Raw genomic sequence first — 19,152 nt, forward strand, 5'->3', positions numbered from 1 at the left:
GATTGTGTCCGCGGGGGGCACAAGGGGTTCGGTGTCGTGGAGAGCATCGAGGAAAAGGGGGAAGGCGGGGAGCTGAGCCCCGAGGCCATCCGCGCGATGCGTGGAGGCCATAGCCGTGCTGCCTTCGCCCGGATGCTGGGTGTGACCCCCCTGACGGTGTATCGCTGGGAGCTGCCGGAAGAGGCGCCCCAGGCACGGCGGCCCCGGGGCCGGGTGGCGCAGGCGCTCAAGCAGCTGCAGGGCGGAGGACTCGCGGGCGCTCGGCTGCCCTCCCTGTCCCGCCAGGAGCTGCGCCCCGAGGAGAGCCAGCGGCTACAGCCCTGCCTGGACCGACTGAAGCGGGCCGAGTGGCGCGCGGCGGAGGAGGAGCTGCTCACGCTGCTGGCCTCGGGCGTGCTGCGGACGCCGGGCGCGCGGGCGCTGGCGGCGGTGGGGCTGTCGCATCTGCAACGCTGGGGGCGCGAGGACAGCCGGGGCGCGCTCGCCACGCTGCTGCCGCACCTGGGTGAGGCGGAGATGGGCCTGTTGCCGCTGGGCGTGGAGCTGCAGGTGCACGCGCTCGCGGCCAACCTCTACGCGTCGCCGGATGGGAAGCTGTTCGACGCCGTGAAGTCCGATGGGCACGTGGCGCGCGCGGAGGCGCTGCTCGTCGAGCGCCCGGACGCGGACGCGCGCTGCCTCTTGCGCATGGCGCAGACGGCGGGCGCCTTCTACCTGGGGGAGACGGAGCGGGTGGCGCGCTACTCGGGGCGCGTGGCGGAGGCGCTCACGCACGTGACGGACCCGGCGCTGCGGCTGCTCGCCGAGGACGTTTGCGCGCACGAGGAGGCCATCCGCGGCGAGACGACGCAGGCCACGCGCCGCTTCCGCGAGGTGGCCCAGGGCGCGGCGCGGCTGGGGTACGCGTTCCTGGAGGCGCGCAACCTCGCCTTCCTCGCGCAGCGCCGGCTGGACGAGGCGTGCGAGCCGGAGGAGGCGCTGCTGCTCGTGCGCCGCGCGCGCGAGGCGGCGTACGGCGGACGCATGGCGCGCGGCTTCTCGTTCATCTTCGCGGCGCGCGCGGAGGCCGAGGCGCTGATGCGCCTGGCGCGCTTCACCGAGGCGGAGGCCGCGCTGGACGAGGCCGACGCGGTGGTGGAGGAGCTGAGCTGGACGCCGCTGCAGCTGGCGGTTACGCGCGCGAAGCTGTGGCTGACGGTGAACCGGCCCGCGGACCTGCGCAAGCTGGCCTCCCGCCTGTCCTCGTACGACGGCAACATCCAGCGCTCGCTCACCGGCGCGTACGCGCTCTTCGTCGAAGCCATGGCGGACCTGAGCGAGGGCACCGCCCAGCGCGCCGCCGCGGGCTTCGCCGCCGCCGGAGCGCGCGGCATGGAGCTGGGCGGCTGGCCCTACCTGCGCCGCGAGTGCCTGCTGTACGAGACGGCCGCGCGCGCGTACGCCGGTCAGCGCGAGGAAGGCCGGGTGGTGCTGCGCCGCACGCGCGCCTTCCTGGAGCGGATGCCGTCGGCGTGGCACTCCGCGCTGCTCCACCGCTTCGAGGGAATCCTCCTCGTCGTCGAGGGCCGCACGCGCGAGGCGCGCGACTTGCTCGAGGCCTCGCTGGGCACCTTCCGCCTCTCCGGCGACGTGTGCATGGCGGCCTTCACGCGCAGCCTGCTGGCGTGGCTGGGCAAGCACGAGGGAGACCCGGCCGCCGACGAGCTGCTGGCCGCCAGCGACGCGGAGCTGCGCCGCATCGGCATGGCGCCGCAACCCAACTTCATCCCCGCCACGGCGCGACCCGCCGGCTCGGGCAGCCCCACCCCCGAGCCCGGCGCCACCACGCGCCTGGGCTCCGAGGCGCTGGTGGTGCCCTTCGAGCGGCTGTCCGTGCGCGGCATGGGCGCGCCGCTCATCCAGCGCGAGCTGCTCGGCGTGCTGGAGGGCCTGTTCCCCGGCTGCGCGCCCCGGCTGGAAGAAGTGGACTCCCAGGGACGCGTCACGCTGCTCGCGGGCCTGGACGCGCGGCCGGCCACGGACGAGGTCGAGTTCGGCGACGGATGTGGACGCAGGCTGCGGCTGGGCGTCGTGGGCCCGCTGCCGGTGGATGGGCGCGCGCTGCTCACGCTCTTGTCCAGGCTGGGCGGCTTCGCGTTGGAGGTGGCGACGCTGCGCGGCTTCACGACGGTGGAGCCGGGCGTGCCGGGCGCGAGCGAGCCCGCGTCCGAGGAGCCCGGGCGCGAGACGGAGATGCCGGGCTTCATCGCCGCGTCGCCTTCGATGAAGCGGCTGCGCGCGGAGCTCTCGCGCCTGTCCGCCAGCCGCTCCACCGTCATCGTCACGGGCGAGTCCGGCGCGGGCAAGGAGGTCGTCGCGCGGGCGCTGCACCTGCTCTCCACGCGCTCGCAGCGGCCCTACGTCGCGTTCAACTGCGCGGCCGTCCCCAAGGAGCTCTTCGAGGGGCAGCTGTTCGGCTACCGGCGCGGCGCCTTCACCGGCGCGGCCTCGGACCACCCCGGCGTGCTGCGCGCGGCGCACGGCGGCACCCTGTTCCTGGATGAGATTGGCGAGCTGCCGCTGGACGTGCAGCCCAAGCTGCTGCGCGTGCTGGAGAACGGCGAGGTCTTCCCCCTGGGAGAGACGCGCCCGGTGGAGGTCGACGTGCGCGTGGTGGCCGCCACGCACCGGGATTTGGGCCAGCTGGTGCGCGAGGGCCGCTTCCGCGAGGACCTCTACTACCGCCTCCAGGTGGTGCCGGTGCGCGTGCCGCCCCTGCGCGAGCGGCGCGAGGACGTGGTGGCCCTGGCGCGGCACTTCGTGCGGCAGCTCACGCCCGAGGGACAGCCACCCCCGCAGTTGGGCTCGGACGCGCTCGAGGCCCTGATGGCCCACCCGTGGCCCGGCAACGTGCGCGAGCTGCGCAACGTCATCGAGCGCTCCATGGCGTACGGGCCCTTGCCAGCGGTGCTGGGGGCAAAGCAGATGCGCATCGCGGGCTGAAGTCGAGGAACCACCCCAACCCGCGATGCGCCCCGCCCTGTTTCCCCACACCCCTGTGGGAACCCGATGAGGCCTGTGTCGGAAGAGGTCCGCTCCGGGCCGGGGAGGGGGGAACCCCGGCCCGAAGCGCGGTACTGCTTCCAACTGTGCCTCTCAAAGAACACACCCATGGGCCCAAGAGGGGGGAAGCTTCGACCCTGGGTGCCGGGACCGCCCGAGGGCGGTCACCTGTTCAAGCCGTGTGTCGCCAGCCTCCGGAGAGGTCCGTCGCGCACTGAGCGGTCGTTAAGCACTCTACGTGCCAGCCCTTAGGGGCATGGAAGTGTCCAATGGACATCATCCAATGAGGTAGTCAAAGGGAGCAGGCATATCCAATAGGCCGGGTGGGACATCCGTCAGGCCCTATCCGGATATGCCCCGGCGCCGAGCGAGGCAGAGGCCGAGCAGCCGGGCTGATGGGCGGGGTGACGCTGGATGGGGTGCGCGGGCGGCGGGTGAGGCGAGGTTGCGATAAGGGGGAGCGCGATGACTCATCCCGCTTCGACCCGCTCGTTCCAGCGCTTCAGCCTTGGAGTGCTCGTCTTCACGTTGGGGGTGATTCTGTGGGGCGCCTTCGTGCGCGCCACGGGCTCCGGGGCGGGGTGTGGAGATCACTGGCCGGTGTGCAACGGGCAGGTGGTGCCCCGGGAGCCGACGGTCCAGACGCTCATCGAGTACACCCACCGGCTGACGAGCGGCGTGGCGATGCTGCTCGCGGTGGCCCTGAGCGTGTGGGCCATGCGGGCGCACGCCAAGGGGCACCCGGTACGCAAGGCGGCGAACTGGGCGCTCTTCTTCATGATGACGGAGGCGCTGGTGGGCGCCGGCATCGTGCTGCTGCAGTACGTGGCGGACAACGCGTCCGTCGGCCGCGCGGTGTGGATGGGCGTGCACCTGGTGAACACGTTCCTCCTGGTGGGCGCGCAGACGATGGTGCTGTGGTTCTCGAAGGGCCGGGCGAACCTGGCCTTCCGCGGTCAGGGCTGGGTGGGCGTGCTGGTGGGCGTGTGCGTGGGCGGCATGATGCTGCTCGGCGTGAGCGGCGCGGTGGCGGCGCTGGGGGACACGCTGTTCCCCTCGGAGACGCTGGCGGAGGGGCTGGCGCAGCACGCGAATGACTCAGCCCACCTCTTCGTGCGCCGGCGCATCTATCACCCCATCATCGCGGTGCTGATGGGCGCGGCGCTGGTGTACGTGGGGCGGTGGCTGTCGCGGCTGCGGCCGTCCCCGGAGGTGAAGCAGTCCGCGATGCTGCTCACCGGCCTCTACGTCCTGCAGCTGGGCGCGGGCCTCACCAACGTGGTGCTGCTGGCGCCGGTGTGGCTGCAGCTGGTGCACCTGCTGCTGGCGGACTTCGTGTGGATGACGGTGGTGCGGATGTGCGCGGCGGGATTGTCGAAGGACGCGCCCCGCGCGGAGCTGGTGTCGGAGCCGGTGCCGACGCAGGCCTCGGCCGCCTGAGCCGTCAGCGCGACTCCGACTCGGCGCGCAGGCGCAGCCCCTTCGGGATGAGCGCGCGGCCCAGGGCCTCGAACAGCCCGCTGACGAGCAGGGCCAGCACGGCGGCGGGGATGGCGCCCTCGAGGATGAGGCGGGTGTCGTCCAGGCGGATGCCGGTGAGGATGGGCTGTCCGTAGCCTCCCGCGCCGACGAGCGCGCCCAGCGTGGCGGTGCCCACGTTGATGACCGCGGCCGTCTGGATGCCCGCGAGGATGGAGGGCGAGGCCATGGGCAGGTCGATGCGCCACAGCCTCGCGCGCGGAGGCAGGCCGAGCGCGTCCGCGGACTCGCGCACCTCCAGCGGGATTCCCGTGAGGCCCGCGGTGGTGTTCCGGACGATGGGCAGCAGGCTGTAGAGGAACAGCGCGGCGATGGCCGGCCGTGAGCCGATGCCGAGCAGCGGAATCATCACCACCAGCAGCGCCAGCGAGGGAATCGTCTGGATGATGCCGGCGAGGCCCAGCACGCCCTGCCCCAACCGAGGACTGCGCGCGGCGAGGACGCCCAGCGGCACCGCGAGCGCGAGCGCGGCCAGCAGCGACACGCCGACGAGGAACAGGTGCTCACGCGTGCGGCGCAGCACGCGCGAGACGAGCCCCTCGCCATGGACCTCGGTGGAGACGCCCAGCTTCGCGGCGAGGAAGTCGGAGGCCACCCGCGGCTCGGGCACGCGCTCCAGTCGGGCGCGGGCGTTGAGCTTCACCATCGCGTCCTCCGTGAGGCTGCCTTGCAGACGCAGCACGGCCGCGAGGGCCTCGGGGGCGCGGGCCTCCAGGTCGTCGCGATAGAGCAGCACGGCGTCATAGGCGGGGAAGTGGCGCGCGTCGTCCTCGAGGACCCGCAGGCCGTAGGCGGCGATTTCAGCGTCCGTGGAGTACAGGTCCGTCACCTGCACGGAGTTGGCCTCCATCCCCCGGTACGCGAGGTCATGGTCCAGGCCGCGCACGTCGCGCTGCGGCAGCTTGTACGTGTCACGCAGCGCGGGCCAGCCATCGGCGCGCTCCATGAACTCGTTGCTGAAGCCGAAGCGCAGCTCCGGGTGCTCGCGCAGGTCGGAGATGCGGCGGATGCCCAGCCGCTCGGCCTCCGCCTCCTTCATGCCCAGGGCATAGGTGTTGTTGAAGCCAAGGGGCTCGCTCATGCGCAGGCCCACCTCGGCGAGCGCCGCGCGCAGGGCCGCGTCATCGGGCAGCTTGCGTCCGGAGAGCAGCTCCTGGCGCAGCGTGCCCGTGTACTCGGGATACACATCCAGCTCGCCCCGCTTGAGCGCCTCCCAGAGCACCGCGGTGCCGCCGAGCTCGCGCCGATGGCTCACGCTCGCCCCCGTGCTCCGCGCGAGCTGCGCCACCATCTCCCCGAGGATGACGGACTCGGTGAACTTCTTGGAGCCCACGCGCACGGACGCCGCGCCCTCCGGCGTGCTCGACGCGCGAGCACAGGCGCCCATCGACAGGACGAGCACCAGCAAGGTCCCCATCAAACGAGGGCTCATCCGGTGACGCCTCCCCCGGGCGGCAGTCGCTGGGCCTGGATGAAGCGCGTAACGAACGTGTCCTGGGGCTGGGTCTCCAGCTGCGTCAACGAGCCCTGCTGCACCACGCGTCCGTCTCGCATCAGCACGATGTCATCCCCGAGGAACCCCGCCTCCGCCAGGTCATGCGTCACCAGCACCACCGTCTTGCCGAGCCGCGCGAAGATGCCGCGCAGGTCCGCCTGGAGCTCATGCCGCACCAGCGGGTCCAACGCGCCCAGCGGCTCGTCGAGCAGCAGCACCTCCGGGTCCAGCATCAACGCGCGCATCAACGCCACGCGCTGCCGCTGACCTCCCGACAGCTGCGCCGGATAGCGCGCGAGCGCCTCGGGCGGGAAGCGCGTCAGCTCCACCAGCAGCGCCTGGCGCTCGCGGATGCGCGCCTCCGACCAACGCAGGTGCCGGGCCATCAGCACCACGTTCTCCTCGCCCGTGAGATGAGGGAAGAGTCCCCCGCCCTGGAGCGCGTACCCCACGCGGTGGCGCAGCGCGAGCAACGCCTTCTCGTCCGTGGGCAGCGGCTGTCCCGCGTACAGCACACGCCCCGTGTCCGGACGCAAGAGCCCGTTGAGCAGGCGCACCAACGTGGACTTCCCGCAGCCGCTCGGCCCGAGCAGCACCGTGGTCCGCCCTGGTGGGAGCGTGAGCGTCACCGCGTCCAGCGCCAGGGTGTCACCGAAGCGCTTGGAGACCTCCTGCAGTGCGTACACGGGCGGGCTCCTTGCTCGCTTCGTTCAGGGGACGGAGAAGGCGCCATTGCAGACGGCCGGGAACGCGGGCTCCTCGGACTCGAGGAAGCTGCACGCCGCGAACACCGCGCGGTCATCCCAGTGCGTCGCTCCGGCCCAGACGACGAGGGGTCCACGTGACGTGGGCGCGGTGAAGCGCAGACACCGCGCGGGCTGCTGCTCCAGCATACAGGCCACCTCCTTCACGGGCCCGGCGCCGGGCAGGGCCGCGCGCAGCTCCGCCACGCTCTGGTCCCTCCAGCGGACCGTCACCTCGGTGCGCGCGGGTCGATACACGCTCCACACGAAGGACGCGTCGTCGCAGCGGATTCGCCCCGCGCGGCTGGTGGACGCGGACGGCTGACACTTCTCGGGCACCGCCAGCGAGCGCCAGGGCAGGCGCGGCGGCAGCAACATCGCCTCCTCGTCGAGCAGCTCCCCCTCGGGGTTTCCCTTCGCCGCGAGGTACTCGAAGAGCTCCAGGCAGCGCGCCACGGCGGGCGGGGCGTTGTGCTTCGCCACGCAGCCCAGCTCGCGCTGTCGGCCGAGCGGCCCCGCCACGGACACCAGGTAGCCACCCGCGCGACAGGGGGTCGAAGCCTCCGTGCCGCCCTCCTCCGCGTCACACACCGCGAAGCGGGCCGCGGGCCACGAGCGGTCCGCCAACGGCAGCGCGCCCTCCGCCACCACCACGCGCTCTCCCAGACGTTCCACCAGCCGGGCCCGGGCCAGCGTCAGCACACGCTCGGCCGTCACGGCCTTGCGCTCGACGAGCCACACCGTGGCGTCACCACACTGATAGACGCGCGACGTGGCGCTGTCGGGGACCGGCGTGCACCCCGCGAAGAGCGCGCGCGCCGCCGGCAGGAATGGCCCCACGGGCGTGGCGCCCTCCGGCGGGACAGGCGGGACATGGGGCGCGGACGTCGCGCACGAGCACAGGACGACACACCACCAGGCAGCTACCCACTTCCAGGCATTCGCCATGCGTCGGGATAAACACCCACCGCCCACCGCGTCAACCCAGGAGCGCACGGGGCGCCCAGCGCCGCACACAGCATCCCTCCTGAAAAGACACCGCGCGGTGACACCGGAACCCCGGGTCACCGCGCGGGCCTCGTCATGCGTCGAGAACGCCCGTCCTAGCGGCGGAAGGACTTCTCCATCTCCTTGGCCTGCCGCTCGTTGCTCGCGATGCCCTCGCGCGTGCCGCGCAAGAGCTCGCTGAAGGCGGCGTCGGTGCGGTACTTGTCCATGCCGTCCTTCACCATGTCCTGACCCTTCTTGCCGTCATCCGCGACGCGCGACAGGAAGTCCTTGTCGAACTCCCTCCCGTTCTTCTCGCGCAGCTTGTCCAGGTCCTTCTCCGCCTCGGTGATGGCCTTGTTCAGGCGCTCATCGACGCCCTCCATCTTCTTGTCGTAGCCCTCCTGCATCGCGCCGGAGCCGCCCGTGCCGGACTGGGGAGGCCGCGACAGGTCGATGGTCGCCACTTCAATCTGCTTGCTGTCCGCCCAGGCCTTCAGGCCGGACAGGTGCCGCTTGTGGTCATCCACCAGCTTCTGCGCGAACGTGCGCACCTTTGCGTCCTGCGTCTTCTCCAGCGCCAGGTTGCCCAGGGCAATCTGCTTGGCGTCGAAGAGCGCCAGCTTGCCGACGTACAGCTCCTTCTCGGCCGCGGCCTCACCGATGCGCTTCTGCTCCTTGTGGTCCTTCTTCGCCTCGTCCGCGAGCGCGGAGCCCGTCATCGAGCCGAACACCAGCGCCGCCGCCAGGGCCGCCACACCACCACCACGATTCCTTCGAGCCATGCCGTCCTCCTGGACAGGGATTGCCGGAAAGTGGTCCAGCCTCCGCGCCCCGGCAAACGACGCCCGCCCGTCAGCCCCTCCCCCCTGTGCGAGCCCTGTCGATTTCCCGTGGCCGCTCTCCGGGTATTTCCGAGCCAATTAAAGACATTTTACATCCACCCCTCCCGCTGGAGCACCCATGTCTCATACACCCACCCGCGCGGGCTCCCGTCTGTACAGGGATTGACTCTCGCTGTTTCATTCGAGTATCCAATGAATCAGCAACTTCCCTGGAGTTGACAATGATTGGCAGCGTCGCGAAGAGGAATGGTCGGCTGGCCGTGGTCGCGGGTGCACTGTTGAGCCTGGCCGCGTGTCGCGGTGACGAGGCTCCGGCGGCGGAGGCCCCGGCGGAGACCACGGAGCAGGTCGCGGCGCACCGCGGCTGCGCGGCGGAGGAGCCCTCGGCGGAGGAGCGTCAGGCCATCGACGCGTTCCTGGCCACGCGCAAGGGCGAGCTGCGCGCGGTGGGCTCGGTGACGGTGCCGACGTACTTCCACGTCGTCAACAAGGGCACGGGCATCGCGAACGGAGACATCCCCGAGTCGCAGATCAACGCGCAGCTCACGGTGCTGAACCAGGCCTACCAGGGCACGTCGTTCCGCTTCGTGCTCCAGGGCATCACCCGCACCACGAACTCCAAGTGGTACGCGCTCAAGAGCGGCAGCGCCAACGAGCGCGCCATGAAGAAGGCGCTGCGCCAGGGTGGCAAGGAGAGCCTCAACATCTACTCGGCGAACCTGAGCGGCGGCCTCCTGGGCTGGGCGACGTTCCCCTCCAGCTACGCGTCCAACCCGCAGCAGGACGGCGTGGTCCTCCTCTACAGCAGCGTCCCTGGCGGCACGGCGGCGCCCTACAACGAGGGCGACACGGGCACGCACGAGGTCGGCCACTGGCTGGGCCTGTACCACACGTTCCAGGGCGGCTGCACCGGCGCGGGCGACAGCGTCAGCGACACCCCGGCCGAGGCCTCTCCCGCGTACGGCTGCCCCGCCGGCCGCGACACCTGCTCGGGTGGCGGCGCGGACCCCATCACCAACTTCATGGACTACACCGACGACAGCTGCATGAACACGTTCAGCGCCGGTCAGATCACGCGCGCCGATGACCTGACGGCGGCGTACCGCTAGTCACGACGTTCGACCGACAGCCCATCCGTCGGACCCGACGCCGGGGTCTCCCACGTGGAGGCTCCGGCGTCGTCATGTCGGGTTGCGCAGTTGGTTGCCCTCCTGAAGCAGACGCCCCGCGAAGAGCCCGACCTCAGACGTCGCATCGCCTCGTTGCTCGACATCTTCGGATGTGCCGAAGCGTTCCCCGCCCTGCGGAGAGCTCTTCAGCCCCCCGCAGGAGTCCGATGAGCTCCATCTCACCGCGCGCCATGCCGCGGCAGTCCTCGGCCTCCCGTCACGAGAGTTCGTGCGGCTTCATGAAGGAGCGGAGGCCTGGCTTCCACCCCGGTTCTCGCACGATGGGTGGTGCAGCGAGTGCCTGGCGTACTGTCGTTGATGTGCCAAACGTGCCCCGGTGAAAGCGGCCTGGAGGGCCAGGGGCTGTCCGGGTGGAGGTCTTCGCGGACCGCGTGCGATTCGCCGGGTGGCCCTTAACCATTCAGGGGAACGTGGGTTGTAGAGGACAACTCGGAGCCTCGACATGTCCCGCCTTCGCCTGCTTGCCCTCCTCGGTGTGTCCCTCGTCTCGGCGTGTTCCTCGTCAGCGAATGACTCGGAAGGCCCTCCTTCCGACGAGGGGGTCCTCACGGGCCCGGATGCCGGCACCCCGGAGGATGGGGGCACCTCCGCGGACAGCGGCACACCCGTGGACCCCACCGCTGACGCCGGGACGGAGGACGAGGACATCACCGCGAGCGTCTGCTCCACCCTCCCCTTCCCCTCCCCCTGTGTCGAGCCGCAGCCCGGGACCCTCGTCACCGCGGCGAGCGACTGGGGCGTGCCCGGCCCCCATGCCGTCACCGTGGAGCGCGTGGCGAATCCGCATCCGGTGGCACGAGGACAGGTCCTCACCTACCGGCCGACGGGGCTGACCTCCGTCCCCGTCCTCTTCTTCTCGCACGCGTTCGGCGCCACGGACGCGGACCTGTACGCCGAGCTGTTCCAGATGCTCGCGAGCCAGGGCTACGCCGTCGTCTTCGTCCCCTACCCGCTCACCCCCGACGTCGAGCGTCCGAACGAAGCCCGCTACGACTGTCTGTGGCAGGGCTTCCTCGCCGCTGTCGCCCAGCAGCAGGGCCGCTTCGACCTGACGCGCGTGGGGTTCTTCGGCCACAGCTATGGCGGCGCCGCGACACCGGACATGGCGCGCCGGGGCTTCGTCGAGCGGGGCTGGGGAAGCAACGGGCGGTTCATCTTCTCGATGGCGCCCTGGTACTCGTGGGGCCGCGACTACCCGACGCTGCCGCTCGACGTGCGCGCCGTCATCCAGGTGTACGCGGACGACGAGGTCAACGACCACGCCACCGCCGTCCAGGACATCTGGAACAAGTTGCCCACAGGCCTGGAGCGCGCGTGGCACACGGTGCAGAGCGACGCGTGTGGCTGCGGGCTCAACGCCACGCACACCGTGCCGATGTCCCGCGCGGGCCTCACCAACAACCCGGAGAACGTCCTCAACAGTCAGGACCGTCTGGCCGTCTGGCGACCGCTGCATGCGCTCGCCGTCTATGCCTTCACCGGCAACAGCTCCGCCCGGGACGTGGCCTTCGGGACGGACCGGAGCCAGGGCCACTGGCTCGCCTGCCGGGGCCGACAGGTGCGCCCGCTCCTCACGAGCCGCACCGTGCCACTGCCCACCGCGTGCCACGCCTACACGTACCCGTACGCGGACCGCTGCCAGTACGCGGACCCCGGCACGCCCTGCCCCTGAGGCCGGCCCTCCGTCACGGACTGCGCGGGCAGGCGGGCGGCTCCGATGGGCAGCGGCCGCCCGCGTCCTTCGGGGTTGTCTGCGTGCACTCCATGATGTGCTCGAAGGTGGTGCTCGTCGCCAGGTCGATGGCCGCGCCGTCCCACCCGCGCAGGATGCCGTGGCCCGCGCTGTACTCGATGCGCGCGTTCGCGATGAACGGCGCCGCGGGCTCCTGGAACACCAGGATGGCCGAGCTCACGTCGAACGAGTCCGGCAGGTAGTTGCACCCGAACCCCGAGCACTGGCACGGCCCGCCCGCGTAGCGCACCACCACGGACTCCAGCCGGGACTCCGGGTTCAGCCCCTCGAAGCTGATGCCCGCCCAGGCCCCCACGACCGGGTGCTCCAGGGCCGACGTGAAGACGATGGGCTTCGCCGCCGTGCCCGCCGCGACGAGCGTGCTGTTCGCGAAGACCACGCGCAGCATCGTCTCCGGCTCGAAGCGCAGCTCCGCGCCCGCCTCGATGGTGAGCTTCGCGGGTGCGTTCAGCGCACCCACCTGGAGCCCCTCCAGCCGATACGGCACACCCAAGTCCTTCAACGTCGCGTCCGCCCCCAGGTAGTACACCGACGACGACGCGATGGACGGCCCCACGAAGAGGGTATCCTCCACGTTGCCCGTATACGTCCCCGTGGGCAGCGTCCCCAAGGCGTTGGGATTGACCATCATCGGATGGGGCCGTGCCTCGTTCCCCGCGTCCCGGATGGTCAGGTCCGACGAGCCCTCCGCGAACCCCGCCGTGCCATTGAGCATGATGCCAGGCCCGCGCGAGTTCTGGATGGTGACGTGCTGGACGAACAGCGGCCGGGGACCGGGCAGCTCCGCGCCCGCGTTCACCCGCACCGTGGCCAGCGCCGCCCCAGGGTCACCTCCCCCCGAGAACACCACCCACGACAGCCGCGCCGAACCTCCCGTGCCAATGAGCAGCTCTCCCCATGGCCTGCCCGACTCGTCAGGATCGAAGCGGATGGGCTGCTCCTTGCTCCCCTCCACCCGGAGCACGCCTCCGCTGTCCACCTGGAGCGAGGCCCCAGGCGCGATGTGCACCGTCACACAAGGCGCCACGGTGACCTGTCCTCGAAGGGTCAGGTTGCTGGTGATGACGTGAGTGCTGCCCGCGGCCCAGGTCTCCGAGGTGGTCACCAGCCCCTGGTGCTCGACGGCCGCGCCCGAGACGGCGGGACACGACTTGCCATCGGGCGTTTGTGAGTCCTCGGAACAACCGGAGACCAGCATGGCACTCAGCATCAATGGAAGCACGAGACGTCGCGACGAGACCTGCATGGCACCTTCCCCAAGACGGATGGACTGCCCCCCTGCGCGCGACCATGGCCCATCCGCTCCGGCGCGCCAATCCCGTCGTTACAATCGTTTACATGCGCCACATACCCACGCGACATCGCGCGTCTTGAGTGCGCACCATCCCGAGAGGTCCAAGGTTCCTGGGGGTTCGCGATGTCCCTGTGTCAGACCCGCCGTACCGATGTGTCCCGCGCCGTGTTCCTGGTCCTCGGCGCCTGCCTCCTGGTGGCGACGTCGACGTATGCCGCGCTCCAGGAGCGCCCTCTCGTCGCGGCCCGGAACGAAGCGCTGTCCTTCACCCCGCTGACGGACCTGTCCGTGCATCAGCAGGCCCTGGTCGACCTGTGGCGACGGCCCTCGACTCCATCGCAGTGGGGACAGTGGTTGGTGGACGGAGGGGTGTGGCAGCTGCGCAGGCTGCAGCCCCGGGAGTGGGTGAAGCAGCTCATGGCATCGGGTCCGGGCGCCGAGCGGAACTAGACTTCGACCCATGGCCTCGTCACCCGCCTCCGCCATCGAAGTGCTCCTCATCGAGGACGACGCGCACCTGGCGCGGCTCACCGCCGAGTACCTGGAGCGTCAGGGCGTGAAGACCTGCATCGCGCGGGACGGAGAGCAGGGGCTGGTGGAGGCCTCGCGGCGCGCGTTCGACGCCATCCTCATCGACATCATGCTGCCCCGGAAGGACGGGCTCACCGTGTGCCGGGAGCTGCGGGAGCGCTCGGCGGTGCCCATCCTCATGCTCACCGCGCGCGGAGAAGAGGCGGACCGGGTGATGGGGTTGGAGCTGGGCGCGGATGACTATCTGCCCAAGCCCTTCTCGTCGCGAGAGCTGCTCGCGCGCATCCAGGCCCTGGTGCGCCGCAGCCGGGGACACCTGGGTCCCACGCGCGACGTGGTCCGCGTGGGTGGCCTCTCGCTGAACCGGAGCGCCATGCGGGCCTCGCTGAACGGACAGACGCTGTCGCTCACGCGGCACGAGTTCACGCTGCTCCTGGGGCTCGCCGAGCGGGCGGGCCGGGTGCTGTCCCGAGAGCAACTGCTGGAGCTGGCGAAGGGCGGAGACCCGGAGGGCCCCGTGGACCGGGCCATCGACGTCCACGTATCCCGGCTGCGCCAGAAGCTGGGTGACGACGCGCGCAACCCGCGCATGCTCAAGACGGTGCGTGGCGTGGGGTACGTACTGGAACAGGGTGAGGAGTCATGAAGCTCTCCGAGCACCTGCGCCCGCGCCGGATGTTCTGGCGCATCTATCTCTACGGCCTGCTGATGCTGGGGAGCGCCGTCCTCGCCCTGGGCATCATCGCCGAGGCCATCGAGGCCCAAGGCGGGGGGCGCATTCCCGCGCTGGACCGCAAGCTCGAACAGGTGGTGAAGCTCGCGCCGACGGACGCACCCGAGCTCGAAGCGCTGATGCAGTCCATCGCCACGGAGCACGGGCGCAATGTCACGCTCTATGACCTGGAGGGACGATTGCGCCACAGCACGGCGAATCCTCCCCCTCCCATGCTCGACGAGAACGAGTGGAAGACCGTCCGTCTGGGGTACAGCTGGATCACCCGCGAGGAGGGCCCGCTCTGGGTGACGCTCACATGGCGAGGCTCGACGCTGGAGGGCTACATGCTCCGCGATGCCTCCACCACGCGACGGGGCTACTTCTATCTCGGCCTCGTCGTCACCGTCGTCCTGCTGGTGCTCGCGCTGCTGTCCATCCCGCTCGCGCGCGCCATCGCGTCTCCGCTGGAGCGACTGACCCAGGTGGTGGGCGAGTTCGGCCAGGGGCAACTGTCCGCGCGCGCGAACCTGAAGGGCCGCAACGAGGTGGCGATGCTGGGCCGCGCCTTCGACGAGATGGCGGCGCGCAAGGAGGCCCTCATCCGGGGACAGAAGGAGCTGATGGCCAACGTCTCCCACGAGCTGCGCACGCCCCTGGCGCGCCTGGGCGTGACGCTGGACCTCGTCGAAGATGGCCAGCCCGAGGAGCTGGCGACCCGGCTCCCGGAGCTGCGTCGCGACATCGGTGAGCTCCAGCAGCTGGTCGACGGGGTGATGCAGATGGCGAGGCTCGACCTGGAGACGAACCAGGCGGGACAGCCAGGACCGCGCGTCCAGCGGGTGAGCGTGTCGCTGCCGGACTTCCTGCGAGACACCGCCGAGCGCTTCCAGCGCGCCGCGCCCGAGTGTCCGCTCGCGCTCGAGCTGCCCGAGGCGCTGCCCGCGCTGGAGGTGGACCCGGTGCTGGTGCGCCGCGCGCTCCACAACCTGCTCGACAACGCGCGCAAGTACTCGGGGCCGGGGAGCGCCGTGACGCTGCGGGCCTCCGTCGATGGAGACACCGTGCGACTGGAGGTCGAGGACCGGGGCATCGGCGTGAGCGCCACGGACCTGCCTCAGCTCACCACGCCCTTCTTCCGCACGGACCGCAGCCGCGCGCGGGAGACAGGTGGCGTCGGGCTGGGGCTCACGCTGGTGCGCCGCATCGTCGAGGCGCACGGCGGCACGCTGTCGTTCCAGCACGCCCCGGAGCAAGGCACCCGCGCGACGCTCGTGTTCCCGAAGTCGCCGGGCCTCCAGTCCGCGGCCTGAGCTCAGAGGCCCTTCTTCTGCCTCAGCGCCTGTTCGACCTCGGGGAGGAACGGACCTCCCCCCGTCTGCACATGTGCCCAGGCCTTGGACGTATGCAGGACACCGCCATGGATGACCTCGGGGACGAAGGTCCGCGGGTGATGTGACGGTTCGCCGACGTCGACGTCCGGGGTGAAGGACTGCCAGCCCTTGCCGCCCACGATGAGCGTGCGGTAGGCCTCGGGCACCGAGCGAGGCGCGCCAGCCTTGGCCCAGATGGCGGTGTGCGAATCGAGCACCACGGCCCTCGCGATGAGCGTGCTGCTCGTCCCCAGGCTCGCCTCCGAATCACCGCCCGAACCGACGATGACTCCGGACGCCACGACGTCGCCGTCCACCGCCACACGCGCGCTGCTCTCGAAGCGGATGTTGCGGGCCCGGAGCTGGCCCGTGATGAACAACGTGCTGACCGCGTAGTCATCCGTCGTGCAGACGAGGTCACCGCTCGTCACCAGGTCGCCGTCGATGACCAGCACCCAGGGGCCATCCCCCGTCATCAGGTCGTGGTCCACGTGGAGGCCACCCTCGATGAGGCGAGGACGGGGCTCCTCGTCGACCAGCGTGCGGTTCTCCAGCAGCCAGTCCCGCATGTCATGTCCCTTGAAGCGCTCCGCGAGCTCCTCGAACGAGACCTCGCGCCCCAGCATGTCCAACGTCTCAGCATCCGCCATGCGTGGAGCCTCCCACAGGGAGGCTCACTCCGCATCCACGTCATCAGAGGCCGCGCTTCGCCTTCAGCGCGCGCTCGACCTCCGGGAGGAACGGACCGAGCCCCGCGCGGGCACGCACCATCGCCTTGTCGACGTCCAGGATGTCGACGTCGAGGACCTCGGGGACGAAGGTCGCCTCGTGAAGCTTCAGGGCGCTCACGTCCACGTCCTGCGTGAACTCCTGCCAGGCCCTGCCGCCCACGATGAGCGTGCGGAAGGCCTCCTGGATGGAGGACTTTCCACCCCCGGTCGCCCAGATGGAGGTGTGCGCATCCAAGAGCACCGCCAGCGCGGTCAGCGTCCCACTCGTGCCCAGGTTCGCCTCGGAGTCACCTCCCGTGCCGACGACGACTCCCGACGCCACCAGGTCCCCATCCACCGCCACGCGCGCGCTGCTCATGTAGCGGACGTTGCGAGCGCGGAGCTGGCCCGTCACCAGCAGTGAGCTGGTGGCGTAGTCGCCCGTGGTGAACTTCACATCTCCCGTCGTCACCAGGTCGCCGTCGATGACCAGCACCCACGGCCCGCTCCCCGTCTCCAGGTCGTGGTCCACGTGGAGGCTGCCCTCGATGAGCCGAGGCCGGGGCTCCTCGTCGACCAGCGTGCGGTTGCCCATCAACCAGGACAACAGCTCATGGCCGCGAAAGCGCTCCGCGAGCTCTTCGAACGACACTTCTCGCCCCATCGCATCCAGTCGCTTCACATCGGCCATCCGTCAGGCCCCCTACTCCACATCGAGAGGCGCCGGCCGCTTCTTCCCGTACGCGGCCTCGAGAATCGCATCGCTGCGAAGGCCGCTCGCCTTCGCCGCCTCCACGTCCAAGCCCTCACCGTGTCCACGTCCACGTCCCTCGAACACGAGCACGCTCCCGTTGAACGAGGCCGTGCGCGGACACGACGGCAGCTTCAACCCCGAGCGCAACAGCTCACACGGCAGCGAGCGCCCATCCTCATACGTCGCCGTCCCATCGCGTTCGGTGAGCAGGTAGTTCACCCGGCCCGCCTCGAAGCGCAGCGACACCAACCCGCGCCCGAGCAGCCGCTCCACCTCCCCGCGCGGGCGCTCCTGCTTCCAGGGCTCCTCGCCGCCCTGCGAGAAGAGCAGCCACTCCTTCCACCTCAGCGCGGGCATCCCCAGCGCCTTCGCGTCATCGCGCTGCACGCGCACCGTGCCTCGGAAGGCCTGACAGTGCGTCGTGTCGCAGACCGCGCGGCCCGGGTGTCGGCTGTGCCGCTCGTTGTGCGCAACCACGCGCGCCAGCGCCACGCGTGCCTCGCCCTTCAGCGCCACGTCCTCCGCCGCCACCACGCCCGCCGTGTATTGCAACCGCGTGGTGCGGAACACGAAGTCCGAGCCCCGCCGCGCCTTCATCGCGCTCGGTGACGTGGGCACGCCCTCGGGTGGCCGATACGCTGGCGGAGGCGACCAGGTGAACACGCCCGCGTAGTCGCGCCCCTCCTCCGGTCCCTTCGGGAAGCGCACGCGCCACGGCGCGCCCAGACACACCGCCGCGCCCTTCGTCGTCAGCGTCTCCAGCCGCGCCCACTCCACTGGCGAGGACTTGGGCATCCCACCGTCCACCGAGAACCCCACGCCCGGACACCGCGCCTCCACCTCCCGCGCGGGCACCAACCCCAACACCTGCACCCGCGCCGCCTCCACGCCCGCCTGCTTGCGCGCACGCGTCAGCGCCGCCGGAATCTCCTCCGCGAACTGCCGAGGCATCTTCCCCGGCCGCACCGCCACCACCACCAGGTCCTCGTCCACCGCCGCAATCCAGCCGTACTGCGGACGGCTCGCCGCGTCCCGCACCGTCCCCGTCTTCGTCGCCACGCCCGACAGCGCCTTCGAAGCGGGCAGCTCCGCCAACGTCCCGCGGTCCGCGTTGTCCGCGAGCAGCGCCAGCACGTCCGGCCGCGCCTCCGCCAGCAGCCGATACGCCTGCGCCAGTCCCCACGGCGACAGCGACAGCGTCGAGCGCAGCCCCACCATGTCCGCCATGTCCGCGGGCGTCCCCGTCAGCCCCAGCGCCGACAGCACCGGGCCCCACGCACCAAAGGCCCTGGGCGCCGAGCCCGCCGCCTCCCAGTCCAGGAAGTACCCGTTGCACGAGCGCAGGAGCGCCGTGCGCGCGTCCACCTTCGCCGGCAGCCCCGGACCACAGACCCACTCCTGCACGTCCACGCGCGGCGCCAGCACCGGGTGCCCCACGCCCGCCGCGTACACGAAGGGCTTGAGCGCCGAGCCATACGGCAGCGCGCGCCGCACCTCGCCCTCCGACAGCAGCACCTCGCCCGAGTGCCGGCTCACCACCACCGTGGCCGGCCCCGCCGCGCGCACCTCCACCTCCGCCAGCTCGTCGATGGACAGGGGCACCACCCACCGCGCGCCGTCGTGACACTGACGCAGCCGGCGCGACAGCGCCTTGGGGAACCCCACCGATTCACTGAGCAGCCGCGCCAGCGCCCGCCGCGCCCGCGTCGAGTCCACCTCGGGCGACGACGCCAGCTCCGACGCCGCGCGGGACAGGGACTGATAGCCCCCCTCGCGCCACGCCGGCAGCTCGCCGCTCACCGCCACCGCGAAGGCCTCGTGGAACAGCCGGTCCTCGCTCGACTGCGGACACGCCCACCACAAGAGCTGGTGCGCCAGCTCGTGTCGCAGCGCCACGCGCAGCCGCTCATCCAGCACGCCGGGCGTGTTCTGCCTCAGCTCGACGAGCCCCGGCCGGCCCTGCGCGTTGCGCTCGGGGGACAGGGCCGCGCCTCGCTGGAGGAGGATGGAGGCCGGGGCCTTCGTCGGCGCCCCGCCCACCTCCGCGGAATACACCGCCTCCAGCGACGCCCAGCCGGCCTCCGCCTCGCGGCGAAGCTCCGACTCGGGCGTCACGTCCCCCCGCGTGACGAAGGTGGGGGTGGCCGTCAGCAACACGGCCACCATGGAGACCCACCCCATCGA

Annotated in this window: 15 protein-coding genes; 7 read left to right on the forward strand and 8 right to left on the reverse strand. The window is 71.1% G+C overall.

Annotation, left to right across the window (positions count from 1 at the left end; genetic code table 11):
* The first annotated feature begins 36 nt into the window (after positions 1-36).
* Positions 37-2,982, forward strand: a complete 2,946-nt coding sequence (locus LXT21_RS38910) for a sigma 54-interacting transcriptional regulator (RefSeq protein WP_407667088.1) — start codon at positions 37-39, stop codon at positions 2,980-2,982.
* A gap of 525 nt (positions 2,983-3,507) precedes the next feature.
* Complete coding sequence (locus LXT21_RS38915) at positions 3,508-4,482, forward strand: COX15/CtaA family protein (protein WP_254043300.1); 975 nt, start codon at positions 3,508-3,510, stop codon at positions 4,480-4,482.
* A 4-nt stretch (positions 4,483-4,486) separates the two neighbouring features.
* Here the strand turns inward: LXT21_RS38915 and LXT21_RS38920 are convergent, their stop codons facing one another.
* From LXT21_RS38920 to LXT21_RS38935, 4 genes are all read right to left on the reverse strand, one after another.
* On the reverse strand, positions 4,487-6,013 hold the full coding sequence (locus LXT21_RS38920; RefSeq protein ID WP_254043301.1) for an ABC transporter permease/substrate-binding protein: 1,527 nt from the start codon (positions 6,011-6,013) through the stop codon (positions 4,487-4,489).
* A complete protein-coding gene (locus tag LXT21_RS38925) occupies positions 6,010-6,762 on the reverse strand; it encodes an ATP-binding cassette domain-containing protein (RefSeq protein ID WP_254043302.1) in 753 nt (250 codons plus the stop codon). Before LXT21_RS38925 ends, LXT21_RS38920 begins: the two co-directional genes overlap by 4 nt.
* A 24-nt stretch (positions 6,763-6,786) precedes the next feature.
* Complete coding sequence (locus LXT21_RS38930) at positions 6,787-7,659, reverse strand: hypothetical protein (protein ID WP_254043303.1); 873 nt, start codon at positions 7,657-7,659, stop codon at positions 6,787-6,789.
* 263 nt (positions 7,660-7,922) lie between these two features.
* Complete coding sequence (locus tag LXT21_RS38935) at positions 7,923-8,591, reverse strand: DUF4142 domain-containing protein (RefSeq protein WP_254043304.1); 669 nt, start codon at positions 8,589-8,591, stop codon at positions 7,923-7,925.
* A 281-nt stretch (positions 8,592-8,872) separates the two neighbouring features.
* Between LXT21_RS38935 and LXT21_RS38940 the strand changes: the two genes are divergently transcribed.
* Complete coding sequence (locus LXT21_RS38940) at positions 8,873-9,760, forward strand: zinc metalloprotease (protein ID WP_254043305.1); 888 nt, start codon at positions 8,873-8,875, stop codon at positions 9,758-9,760.
* A 523-nt stretch (positions 9,761-10,283) separates the two neighbouring features.
* Positions 10,284-11,513, forward strand: coding sequence for an alpha/beta hydrolase family protein (locus tag LXT21_RS38945; RefSeq protein WP_254043306.1), 1,230 nt, complete (start codon positions 10,284-10,286; stop codon positions 11,511-11,513).
* A gap of 13 nt (positions 11,514-11,526) precedes the next feature.
* On the opposite strand, the gene LXT21_RS38950 is transcribed toward LXT21_RS38945, so the two are convergent.
* On the reverse strand, positions 11,527-12,840 hold the full coding sequence (locus tag LXT21_RS38950) for a hypothetical protein (RefSeq protein ID WP_254043307.1): 1,314 nt from the start codon (positions 12,838-12,840) through the stop codon (positions 11,527-11,529).
* 171 nt (positions 12,841-13,011) lie between these two features.
* Here LXT21_RS38950 and LXT21_RS38955 point away from each other — a divergent pair, with 171 nt between their 5' ends.
* The 3 genes from LXT21_RS38955 to LXT21_RS38965 are packed head-to-tail and all read left to right on the forward strand — an operon-like array spanning position 13,012 to position 15,444.
* Positions 13,012-13,338 (forward strand): hypothetical protein, encoded by a 327-nt coding sequence (locus LXT21_RS38955; protein ID WP_254043308.1) that lies wholly within the window; start codon positions 13,012-13,014, stop codon positions 13,336-13,338.
* A 10-nt stretch (positions 13,339-13,348) separates the two neighbouring features.
* Positions 13,349-14,065, forward strand: coding sequence for a response regulator transcription factor (locus LXT21_RS38960; protein ID WP_254043309.1), 717 nt, complete (start codon positions 13,349-13,351; stop codon positions 14,063-14,065).
* The gene (locus LXT21_RS38965) at positions 14,062-15,444 is read left to right on the forward strand and encodes a sensor histidine kinase (protein WP_254043310.1); all 1,383 of its coding nucleotides are present in this window, start codon (positions 14,062-14,064) and stop codon (positions 15,442-15,444) included. The genes LXT21_RS38960 and LXT21_RS38965 overlap by 4 nt, the downstream gene beginning before the upstream one ends.
* Before the next feature lie 2 nt (positions 15,445-15,446).
* Here LXT21_RS38965 and LXT21_RS38970 read toward each other — a convergent pair whose 3' ends face one another.
* From LXT21_RS38970 to LXT21_RS38980, 3 genes are read right to left on the reverse strand one after another with little or no spacing between them, the layout of a single operon-like run.
* The gene (locus tag LXT21_RS38970) at positions 15,447-16,154 is read right to left on the reverse strand and encodes a hypothetical protein (protein WP_254043311.1); all 708 of its coding nucleotides are present in this window, start codon (positions 16,152-16,154) and stop codon (positions 15,447-15,449) included.
* Positions 16,155-16,197: 43 nt separating this feature from the next.
* On the reverse strand, positions 16,198-16,905 hold the full coding sequence (locus LXT21_RS38975; protein ID WP_254043312.1) for a hypothetical protein: 708 nt from the start codon (positions 16,903-16,905) through the stop codon (positions 16,198-16,200).
* 12 nt (positions 16,906-16,917) lie between these two features.
* Positions 16,918-19,149 (reverse strand): SpoIID/LytB domain-containing protein, encoded by a 2,232-nt coding sequence (locus LXT21_RS38980; RefSeq protein ID WP_254043313.1) that lies wholly within the window; start codon positions 19,147-19,149, stop codon positions 16,918-16,920.
* Between the last annotated feature and the right edge of the window lie 3 nt (positions 19,150-19,152).

Source organism: Myxococcus guangdongensis (assembly GCF_024198255.1).
Taxonomy (GTDB): Bacteria; Myxococcota; Myxococcia; order Myxococcales; family Myxococcaceae; genus Myxococcus; species Myxococcus guangdongensis.